This window comes from Cupriavidus taiwanensis (genome assembly GCF_900249755.1).
Taxonomy (GTDB): domain Bacteria; phylum Pseudomonadota; class Gammaproteobacteria; order Burkholderiales; family Burkholderiaceae; genus Cupriavidus; species Cupriavidus taiwanensis_D.
This window is the reverse complement of sequence record NZ_LT976853.1, coordinates 1013067-1022990: the sequence shown is the minus strand read 5'-3', so window position 1 is coordinate 1022990 and position 9924 is coordinate 1013067. Positions and strand designations below refer to the sequence as shown.

Below are 9924 nucleotides of genomic sequence, written 5' to 3'. Positions count from 1 at the left end.
CCAAAGCAAACGGGCCCCGCGGGGCCCGTTCTGCGTGGGGTCAGTCGGCCAGCCCGCTGGCGTCGATATAGCCCAGCGCTTCGGTGACGGCGCGGCGCGCCTTCAGCACATAGCAGACCCGCCGCTCCTGGATCGACAGCGCCAGCACGTCGGCCTGCACCAGCTCCTGGAAGACATGGCCGGCACGGCCCAGGCTCAGTCGGGCCACCTGCGCCAGGTCGGTGGCCGGCAGCCCGGCGTCGCCGGCATCCAGCAGCGCGCGGCAGATGCGGATGCGCGCCGGCTGGGTCATCAGCGCAAGCGTCAGCGTACTTTCCTGGGTCTCCATGATCACACCTCGGTCTCCGGGCACGGCTCCCGGGGCCGGGCGAGGCGCGGCGTTCGGGGGCGATGCGGGGGTCATTGCTGCCGCGCTGCGTTGCGCGCGCGGTTTTTCCCGTTCTACGCGGCTCGCCCCGCAAAGGCAATAGGGTGCTGCCACGGCCGTGGCAGCACTGGCGCGATTACAACAGGCCGCAGGCACGCCACCGGGGCGGATAGGCGCTACGGCCGCTTATCCGCCCCGTGCACCAAGTTGCCCGGCCGCGCTCAGGCCATCACAAACGGCAACTGCCGCTGGCGCTTGCCGGTCAGCGTGAACAGCGCATTGGCCACCGCCGGCGCGATCGGCGGCACGCCGGGCTCGCCCAGCCCGGTGGGGTTGTCCTGCGACGGCACGAAGAACACGTCCACCACCGGCGCGTCGGTGATGCGCGGCGGCGGATAGTCGGGGAAGTTGCTGTTCTTCACCGCGCCGTTCTCGATCTCGATGGCAAACCCAGGCCTGGTCATGGCCAGCCCGAACACGCACGCCCCCTGGATCTGGGCCTCGGCCGACATCGGGTTGACCACGCGGTTGGCATGCACGCCGGCGGTCACGCGGTGCACGCGCGGCTCGCCCTTCACCAGCGAGACGTCGACCACATAGGCCACCACGGTGCTGAACGACTCATGCACCGCCACGCCCCAGGCATGGCCCTTGGGCAGCTTGCGCTTGCCGTAGCCGGACTTGTCCACCGCCAGCTGCAGCGCGGCGCGATGGCGCGCGTGCTTCTTCTCGTCGAGCCGCGCCAGGCGGAATGCCACCGGGTCCTGCTTCGCGGCGGCAGCGATCTCATCAGCCAGCGTTTCCTTGACGAAGGCGGTATGCGTATTGCCGACCGAGCGCCACCACAGCACCGGCACGTCGACCTGCGGGTGGTGCACCGACATCTGCAGCGGCAGGCCGTAGTCGTTCTCGACGATGCCTTCGGTCATGGTGGCGTCGACGCCGTTCTTGACCATGAACGGCTCGAACGGCGTGCCCTTCAGGATCGACTGGCCGACGATGGTGTGCTGCCAGCCCACCACCTTGCCCTGCGCATCCAGCCCGATGCGGGCGCGGTGCAGGTGCAGCGGGCGGTAGTAGCCGCCGCGGATATCGTCCTCGCGGCTCCACACCACCTTGAGCGGCTCGCTGTGGCCCGCCGCAACCCACGCCTTGAGCACGTTGGCCGCTTCGACGATGTAGTCGGCGGTGGGCACCGCGCGCCGGCCGAAGCCGCCGCCGGCCATCATGGTCGTGAGCACCACCTTGTCCGGCGCCAGGCCCAGCGTGCGCGCCACCGCGGCCTGGTCGACGGTCTGGAACTGCGAACCCACCCAGACCCTGACCGACTGCACCTTGCCGCCGGCGACCTCGGGCTGCAGCGTGCAGTTCAGCGGCTCCATCGGCGCGTGCGCCAGGTACGGGAAGCGGAAGTCGGCCTCGATCTTGCGCGGGGCGCCGTTGATGGCCGCGGCGATATCGCCCTCGCCCGCGCGCGCGACGGTGCCGGGCTGGGCGGCCAGCTTCGAGTATTCGTCGAACAGGGCCTGCGACGATACCTTCGAGCCCGCGTCTTCCCACTGGACCTCGAGCGCATCGCGGCCCATCTTGGCGGGCCAGTAGCCGCTGGCGATCACCGCCACGCCGCTGCCGCCGCGGTCGACCGGCACCTGCAGCACGCCGCGCACGCCCGGCACCGCGCGGGCCTTGTCGGCGCCGAAGCTTTTCACCTTGCCGCCAAAGCGCGGCGGGCGCGCGACCACGGCCACCACCATGCCCTTGAGCTGGGTATCGATGCCGAACGGCGTGGTCGCCTCCATCTTGCCGCGCGCATCCAGCCGCGGCGTGGGCTTGCCGACGATGCGGAACTGCGCCGGGTCCTTCAGCGTGACCTGCTGCGGCACCGGCAGCTCCATCGCCGCCGGCGCCAGTTCGCCGAAGGTGGCGCGCTGGCTGCCGGAGGTGACCACGCCCTGCTCGACCCTGCAGCTGGCCGGGTCGACCTTCCATTTCTGCGCCGCGGCCGCGACCAGCATCGCGCGGGCGCGCGCGCCGAGTTCGCGGTACTGCTGGAACGAGTGGTTCAGCGCGGTGGAGCCGCCGGTCATCTGCATGCCGAAGGCGGGGTCCTTGTACGGGTCTCCCGCCGGGGCCAGCGCCGCGCGCACGTTGCGCCAGTCGGCATCCAGCTCTTCGGCCAGCGCCATCGGCAGCGCGGTATGCACGCCCTGGCCGAATTCCAGCCGGTTCACCGCCACGGTCACGGTGTTGTCCGGCGCGATGACCAGGAACGCCTGCGGCGCTGCCGGCGGCGCCTTGGGCTTGCCGCCCTCCTGCGCCTGCCCCAGCGGCGCCACGCCCAGCGCCAGCCCGCCGCCGGCCAGCCCGGTCAGCTTGAGAAAGCTGCGGCGGTCCAGCGTCGCCACGCCGGCGTCCGCACGGGCTTCGCCGCTATTGCCTGCCTGGCCGCCGGCCAGGGCTTCGATGCCTCGGATACGCATATCGGTTCTCCCGCTCAGGCCAGCGCGCGGGCGGCGTCTTTGATCGCCGCGCGGATGCGCTGGTACGTGCCGCAGCGGCACAGGTTGCCGGCCATGGCCTGGTCGATGTCGGCATCGGTGGGCCGCGGCTTGCTGCGCAGCAGGCCGACGGCGCTCATCACCTGGCCGTTCTGGCAGTAGCCGCATTGCGCGACATCGTGCTTGAGCCAGGCATCCATCACCGCGCGCCCGACGCGGTCGGTGCCGATGCCTTCGATGGTGGTGATGCGCGCACCGGCAACCGCCGAGGCCGGCGTCACGCAGCTGCGCGTAGCCTGGCCGTTGACATGCACGGTACAGGCCCCGCACGCGGCCATGCCGCAGCCGAACTTGGTGCCGGTCATTGCGAGGTTGTCGCGCAGCGCCCACAGCAGCGGCGTGGACGGGTCCACGTCGACTTCACGGGTCTTGCCGTTGACGTTGATGGAGAGGGTGGTCATGTGGGGGACACTCCTTGGGTACGTTGCCCGCTGGTCATTGCCTTTGCGCCGCAGCCCGGCGCAACGGACAAGTGAGGATAGTGCAATTTCCGGCACCTTGCCGGGCGCTTTGCGCCCTACCGTGCCCGCCGGCGCCGGTTGCACGAACTTTGTGCAAGGAACGGCTGTCCCTCATGGATTGCCTTGCGATCCCGGCGGATCCCGGTGCGTTCCCGTTGTGTTCCCGTAGCGCCCCGATTCCCGCCGCCGAAACAGTGCCATCGACTATTCCAGATAATTCGTTTCCCGCAGCCGGCACCGCCCCGGCCCCGAACGCCGCTGCCGCACCCGGCACGGCCGCGTTGCCAGCGGCCCGCGCCCGCGCGGCACAGTCGCACACCGTGGCGCGGCTCGACAGCATCCAGGCGCTGCGCGGGCTGGCCGCGGCGCTGGTGGTGGTCTACCACTCCGGGCTTACGCTGGGCGGCAGCAACGCGCCGGTGCTGAACTGGCTGACCCACAACGTGATCAAGCGCGGCCATGTCGGCGTCGACGTGTTCTTCGTCATCAGCGGCTTCATCATCGCCTGGGTCGCGGTGCTGGCCCGGCCCCGCCCGGAGCGTCCGCTCAGCTTCATGATCCGGCGCCTGTGCCGGCTGGCGCCGCCGTACTGGACCATGTCGGCCATCCATGCGCTGCTGCTCAACCCGGTCACGCCGGCGCTGTTCGCCGCGTCGCTGGCGTTCCTGCCGACTTCCACCGGCCATGCCCCCTACTACGGCTATCCGGCGCTGTACGTGGGCTGGTCGCTCAACTACGAGCTGGCGTTCTACGCGGCGTTTGCGCTCGGGCTGCTGCTGGCCGGGCGGCGCGCGCTGCTGGTGGTGCTGGGCGTGTTCGCGCTGTGCACGCTGGCGCTGCCGTGGTGGCGCTTCGGCACGCTGGTGGCCGATCCCGCGCAGGGCTATCCGTTCGCGGCGCCGTGGCTGGCCATGGCCAGCAATCCGCTGGTGCTTGAGTTCCTGCTGGGCTGCGGGCTGGCGTGGGCCTACGCGCGCTGGCGCCATTTGCTGACGCCGGTGCTGGCGCTGGCGCTGCTGGCGATCGGCAGCGCGGCGTTCGTGCTGTCGCTGCCGCTGGTCGGGCCGGATTTCAGCCTGGCGGGACGCGGCCTGCCGGCTGCGCTGCTGGTGGCAGGCGTGGTCGCCGCCGAGCACACCGGCATGCTGCGCGTGCCGCGCGCGCTGATCTGGCTGGGCGAACTGTCCTATGCGCTTTACCTGACCCATCCCACCGTGATCGAAGCGGTCAAGCGGCTGATGCCAGAACTGGGCGCGGACCAGACCGCCATGCAGCTGCTGCGCTTTGCCATCGACGCCGGCCTGGCGCTGGCGCTGGCCTGGCTGCTGCACCGCTGGGTCGAGCTGCCCGGCATCGCCGCCGGGCGGCGGCTGGCACGCGGCTAGTGTTGCGGCAAACCCGCCAGGAACAGGTACAGGGCGGTCAGCTCGGTATCGTTCATGCGCCCGAAGGAATCGAACGGCATCACCCGGCTGAGCGCGGTGCCGTCGGGGCGCTTGCCGCTGCGCATCATCTCGATGAACGCGCCGGGCTCGCCGTAGCGCGCCATCGCCCCGCCCGGCACCGGGCGCAGGTCCGCCGCGGCGGGCCAGTCGGGCGGCGCCCCCGGGATCTTGCCGCCGCGGAACGCCGGCCCGTGGCATCCCAGGCAGACATTGGCCACGTAGGCGCCATAGCGCGGCGTCGGCTCGGGCACCAGCGCCGGCTGCGCCGGCAGGCTGTGGTCGATCCGGGACGCCGCGTCCTTCACCACCCCCACCCCATACAGCGCGCGCACCTGCCACGGCATGATGATCTCGGCGGGCGCGCCCATCGCCGCGGGCAGGCTGCGCAGGTAGCCGATCAGCGCGCCCAGGTCCTCATCGCTCAGCCGGTTGTAGTCTTCGCTGGGCATCACCAGCAGCGGACGCAGCGAGGGCGCCACGCCATGGCGGATGCTGCGCACCCAGTCCACCGGCTGGTAGGCGGCGATGTCCGGATTGGCGCGGGTCAGGTCCGGCGCGCGCACGCGCAGGCCGCCGGGGTCGTCGATCACCTGCTTGCCGCCCCCGCCGGCGCCATGGCATTCCATGCAGCCGCGCGATTCGTACAGGTACTTGCCGTGGGCGATGGCGGCAGGATCCTCGCGGATGGCGACCGGCGCGACCTGCACCTCAACGATGCGCTGCGCCTTGCGCTCGCCGACCCATGCCGCGCCGTACGCCACGGCGGCCACGACGACAGCCGTGCCGGCAAGCCCCCATGCCGCCATCCGCAGAAATCGCGCCATTTGCCTTCCCCTGTCCGCCGCACTGGATGCCGCAGCTTGCGGCCAGGGCACGGGGGGCTGTCGGTGGGAAAGGCCACATAGCGGCAGCGCCGGCCGCGCTCAGGCCAGCCCGGCCGGGGCCCGGTCGATAAAGCCGGTCATGCGCGCCAGCCGGCCATCGGCCGACACGGTGGCAAAGTCGGTGCCGACCACCAGCGCCGCTTCGCCGGCGGGACCGAGTTCCCAGCTGAAACGCAGGTGCTCGCCGTGCGCATCGACCGGGCTCACGCGGGTAAAGCGGAAACCGGGAAACTTCGCCTGCACCGCGGCGATCATCGCATCGATGCCGGCATGGCCGTCGCCCCGCATCAGCGGATCCACATAGCTCGCCGTTTCCGTCCACGCCGCCGCGATCAGCTCGCGCCGGCGCGCGGCATCGGTCTCGTTCCAGGCCGCGAGGTAGCGGTCGGCGAGGGTGGCGGCGTGTTCGACCTGGGGGGACTGGGCGGGGGTGGCAGCGGTCATGGCGTTCTCCTTGGGGTTGGGGATCAAGCTCTGGGCCTGGCGTCAGGCCATGGCTGCATGATCGGCGCTGAGGCGCGGCGGTGCGATTACCGGGGAGGTTATGGGCGCGGATACCGGCATGGCGGACCACCGGGTCGTGCAGGGATTGCCACCCCCTACCAAAAAATCGCCCCCAACACCAGCGGCAAGTAACCCCCCAACCTGCCCCCTGTCCTGCCGATGACCGTGCGCTTATCCTCGCTACATTGCCCCTACGCTGGGCGGCAGTCTGTCCGGGCGTTTCGGGGGCATGCCGCCGGGCGCGCCGGCCACGCCGCCTCCTTCCCACCGCCATCGCACTGCCTTTGCCACGTTCTCTTCCATGACGCCCGACACGGCCCCGCCGAGCCCCCCGGCCGCTCCAGCCCCTTCCGCCACGCCGCGCCGCTGGCTGCCCTTGCTGCTGGCCGGTGCCGCCTACTTCGTGCTGGCGGCGGCGGCGCTGTGGCTGGCGCGGCTGCCGGGTACGGTGGCGTCGGTATGGCTGCCCAATGCGTTCGGGCTGGGCCTGCTGCTGCACCGGCCGCGCGCTGAAGGGCCGTGGCTGCTGGCCGGCATGCTGGTGGCGAGCGTACTGGCCAACCACGGCGCGGGCGACAGCGTCGGTACGGCGCTGATGCTGACCGGCGCCAACCTGGCGGAGATGCTGTCCGCGCTGCTGCTGATGCGCCTGCTGGACCGCCAGGGCTTTACCGGACGCCACGGTCCGCTGGCCGCGTTCGCGGTGATGCTGGCGGCGGGCGGCATCGTGGCGCCGATGGTCGGGGCCAGCGCCGGGGCCGCAGCCATCGCCGCGGTCGAGGGCAGCCGCTTCGCTTCGGTATGGTGGACGTGGTGGCAGGCCAGCGCGCTGGGCATGGCGCTGCTGCTGCCGCTGATGCTGTCGATGACCGCGGTGCGGGTGCGCGCCGCCGCCGCGCGGCCGATGCTGGCGCCGCAAGCGGGCGCGCTGGCGCTGAGCCTGGCCATCGGCAGCCTGGCGCAGTGGCAGGGGCACGACCCGTTCGCCGCGATGTCGCTGCCGCTGGTGCTGCTGGCGCTGGCCGGCAACCCGTTTGCCACCGCGTTGCTGGCGCTGGTGGCCACGCTGTGCCTGCAGGCGCTGATGCTGCTGTCGCATCGCCATGAAGCGGTGCCGCTGTCGGCCGCGGTGATCATGGTGCTGCCGGTCTGCATCGCCTACCTGACCGAGCAGAACCGGCACGGCCGCGCCAGCCTGCGCAGCAGCGACAAGCGCTTTCGCCAGGCCATGGAGCATTCGGCGATCGGCATGGCACTGGTCGACATGGATGGCCGCTGGCAGACCGTCAACCGCGCCATGACCGAGCTGCTGGGCTACAGCGCGGCCGAACTGCGCGAGCTGAGCTACCAGCAGCTGACCCATCCCGACGACCTGACCGGCGACCTGCGCCAGGTCGCCAACCTGTTGTCCGGCAAGGTCGAGGCCTACCGGCTGGAAAAGCGCTACCGCCACAAGGACGGCCACTACCGCTGGGTGCTGCTGGCGGTTTCGCTGGTGCGCGACGAGCAGACCGGAGCGCCGCAGCATTTCATTACGCAGGTGGAAGACATCCATGCGCGCAAGCTGGCGCAGCAAGAGCTGGAACGGTTGTCGCGGCGCATCCAGCTGGCGGTGGAGGCCGGCGGCGTGGGCATCTGGGAATGGGATCTGGCCAGCGCCGGCATTTCCTGGGATGCGCGCATGCACGCGCTGCACGGCACCGATCCGGCCGGCGGCACGCCGCTGGCGCAGCAATGGATCGCGCTGCTGCATCCCGACGATATCGGCCGCGTGCGAGCCGAGATGCGCCGGGCCATCCGCGGCGAGGCTGCGTTCGACACCGCATACCGCATCGTGCGCCCGGGCGGCGAGGTACGCCACGTGCGCGCCATGGCGATGGTGGCCCGCACCGCCGACGGCACCGCGCACGCACTGGTCGGCACCAACTGGGACATCACCGAGCAGCGGCGCCTGACCGAGGCGCTGTTCGAGGAGAAGGAGCGCCTGCAGATCACGCTGCGCTCGATCGGCGATGCGGTGATCTGCACCGACGCCACCATGCACGTGACCTTCATGAACCCGATCGCGGAACAGCTGACCGGCTGGACCATGGCCGCCGCCACCGGGCTGCCGCTGGAACGGGTCTTCCGCATCGTCGACGAGGCTACCGGCGAGCCCATCCCGAGCCCGGTCGAGGCGTGCCTGCGCACGCTCACGCCGGCCTACCTGCAGGAAGGCGCGGTGCTGCAGAGCCTGACCGGCGAGCGCCACGACGTGCAGGACTCGGCCGCGCCGGTGCTGACCGCGCGCGGCGAGGTGCTGGGCGCGGTGCTGGTGTTCCAGGACATCACCACCGCACGCGCGCTGCAGCGCGAGCTGGCGCGCTCGGCCATGCACGACGCGCTGACCGGGCTGCCCAACCGCACCTGGTTCGAGAAGCGCCTGCGCGAGTCGTGCGAAGCGGCGCGGCTGCACGGCCATCGCGCGGCGCTGTGCTTTATCGACCTGGACCGCTTCAAGATCGTCAACGACACCGCCGGCCACGGCGCCGGCGACGTGCTGCTGCGCGAGCTGGGCTACCTGATCCGCAACCACGTGCGCCCCGACGACGTGCTGGCGCGCCTGGGCGGCGACGAATTCGCGCTGCTGCTCAAGGACTGCACCGTCGACCAGGCCGAGCAGGTCTGCCAGGGCGTGATCGACGCCATCCGCGGGCGCCGCTTCCCGTGGGAGGGGCGCGTGTACGACGTCGGGGCCAGCATTGGCATCGCCGCCATCGACCTCGACGTGCCGCCGGTCAGCGAGCTGATGAGCCGCGCCGACGTGGCCTGCTACGCCGCCAAGGCCGCGGGCCGCAGCCGGGTCTCGGTCTACCGCCGCGACGAGAGCGACGCGCGCCGCCACCACCGCGAGCTGGAAGTGGCCGCCGGCATCCATTCGGCGCTGGAGGCCAACCGCTTCCGCCTGTTCGCGCAGGAGATCCGCGCGCTGCAGCCGGAACAGAACGAAGACGGCAGCGCCCACCGCCATATCGAGATCCTGGTGCGCATGGTCGACGAGCACGGCGAGCTGATCCTGCCCGGCGCCTTCATTCCGGCGGCCGAGCGCTACGACCTGATGGGCCACGTCGACCGCTGGGTCATCCGCAACGTGCTGCGCGGCTATGGCGAACGGCTGCGCGCGGTGCCGGGGCTTTCGGTATCGATCAACCTGTCGGCCAACTCGCTGGGCGAGCCCTTCCTGCTGCCGTTCCTGCATGCCGAGCTCGAAGCCAGCGCGCTGCCCGCCCATCGCATCCGGCTGGAAATCACCGAGACCGCGCTGATCAACAACATGGCCGCGGCCAACCGCCTGGTCGCGGAGATGCGACGCGCCGGCTGCACGGTGTCGCTGGACGACTTCGGCTCGGGGCTGTCGTCGTTCGCCTACCTGAAGCAGTTCCCGGTGGACTTCCTGAAGATCGACGGCAGCTTTATCCGGCAACTGGCCGACAACGCGGTGGACCGCGAGATCGTCAGCTCGATCAACGACATCGGCCACCGGCTGGGCGTGCGCACGGTGGCGGAGTGGGTCGAGGACGAACGCACCCTCGACGCGCTGCGCGCGATCGGCGTGGACTATGCGCAGGGCTATGCGATCGGGCGGCCGGTGGCGCTGGACGTATTCCTGGCCGGCTACGCGCAGCGCAATACGCAGGCGTCGTAGCGGGGCGCGTCACCGTGATA

The 9924-nt window shown here is 71.2% G+C and carries 7 protein-coding genes; 2 read left to right on the top strand and 5 right to left on the bottom strand.

Features of this window, described 5'->3' with window-relative positions; all coding sequences use genetic code 11:
* Positions 1–40: 40 nt before the first annotated feature.
* The 3 genes from CBM2594_RS04630 to CBM2594_RS04620 form a co-directional block, all read right to left on the bottom strand.
* Complete coding sequence (locus CBM2594_RS04630) at positions 41–328, bottom strand: ArsR family transcriptional regulator (RefSeq protein WP_116357685.1); 288 nt, start codon at positions 326–328, stop codon at positions 41–43.
* A 260-nt stretch (positions 329–588) separates the two neighbouring features.
* Positions 589–2847, bottom strand: a complete 2259-nt coding sequence (locus tag CBM2594_RS04625; RefSeq protein ID WP_116355818.1) for a xanthine dehydrogenase family protein molybdopterin-binding subunit — start codon at positions 2845–2847, stop codon at positions 589–591.
* A 14-nt stretch (positions 2848–2861) separates the two neighbouring features.
* The gene (locus tag CBM2594_RS04620; RefSeq protein WP_116355817.1) at positions 2862–3326 is read right to left on the bottom strand and encodes a (2Fe-2S)-binding protein; all 465 of its coding nucleotides are present in this window, start codon (positions 3324–3326) and stop codon (positions 2862–2864) included.
* A gap of 341 nt (positions 3327–3667) precedes the next feature.
* On the opposite strand from CBM2594_RS04620, the gene CBM2594_RS04615 reads away from it, so the two are divergent.
* A complete protein-coding gene (locus tag CBM2594_RS04615; RefSeq protein ID WP_116355816.1) occupies positions 3668–4771 on the top strand; it encodes an acyltransferase family protein in 1104 nt (367 codons plus the stop codon).
* Here CBM2594_RS04615 and CBM2594_RS04610 read toward each other — a convergent pair.
* Together CBM2594_RS04610 and CBM2594_RS04605 are read right to left on the bottom strand one after the other, a co-directional pair.
* The gene (locus tag CBM2594_RS04610; RefSeq protein WP_116355815.1) at positions 4768–5655 is read right to left on the bottom strand and encodes a c-type cytochrome; all 888 of its coding nucleotides are present in this window, start codon (positions 5653–5655) and stop codon (positions 4768–4770) included. The two genes, CBM2594_RS04615 and CBM2594_RS04610, sit on opposite strands and share 4 nt — an antisense overlap.
* A 99-nt stretch (positions 5656–5754) precedes the next feature.
* Positions 5755–6159: a nuclear transport factor 2 family protein gene (locus CBM2594_RS04605; protein WP_116355814.1), complete on the bottom strand. Its 405-nt coding sequence runs from the start codon at positions 6157–6159 to the stop codon at positions 5755–5757.
* A gap of 361 nt (positions 6160–6520) precedes the next feature.
* On the opposite strand from CBM2594_RS04605, the gene CBM2594_RS04600 reads away from it, so the two are divergent.
* Entirely contained in the window at positions 6521–9904 is a 3384-nt protein-coding gene (locus CBM2594_RS04600) for a diguanylate cyclase (protein WP_116355813.1), read from the top strand.
* The last annotated feature ends 20 nt before the right edge of the window (positions 9905–9924 follow it).

Coding starts and splice junctions, on each gene's coding strand:
- CBM2594_RS04630 (WP_116357685.1), bottom strand. CDS start 328: ATGGAGACCCAGGAAAGTACGCTGACGCTTGCGCTGATGACCCAGCCG.
- CBM2594_RS04625 (WP_116355818.1), bottom strand. CDS start 2,847: ATGCGTATCCGAGGCATCGAAGCCCTGGCCGGCGGCCAGGCAGGCAAT.
- CBM2594_RS04620 (WP_116355817.1), bottom strand. CDS start 3,326: ATGACCACCCTCTCCATCAACGTCAACGGCAAGACCCGTGAAGTCGAC.
- CBM2594_RS04610 (WP_116355815.1), bottom strand. CDS start 5,655: ATGGCGCGATTTCTGCGGATGGCGGCATGGGGGCTTGCCGGCACGGCT.
- CBM2594_RS04605 (WP_116355814.1), bottom strand. CDS start 6,159: ATGACCGCTGCCACCCCCGCCCAGTCCCCCCAGGTCGAACACGCCGCC.
- CBM2594_RS04600 (WP_116355813.1), top strand. CDS start 6,521: ATGACGCCCGACACGGCCCCGCCGAGCCCCCCGGCCGCTCCAGCCCCT.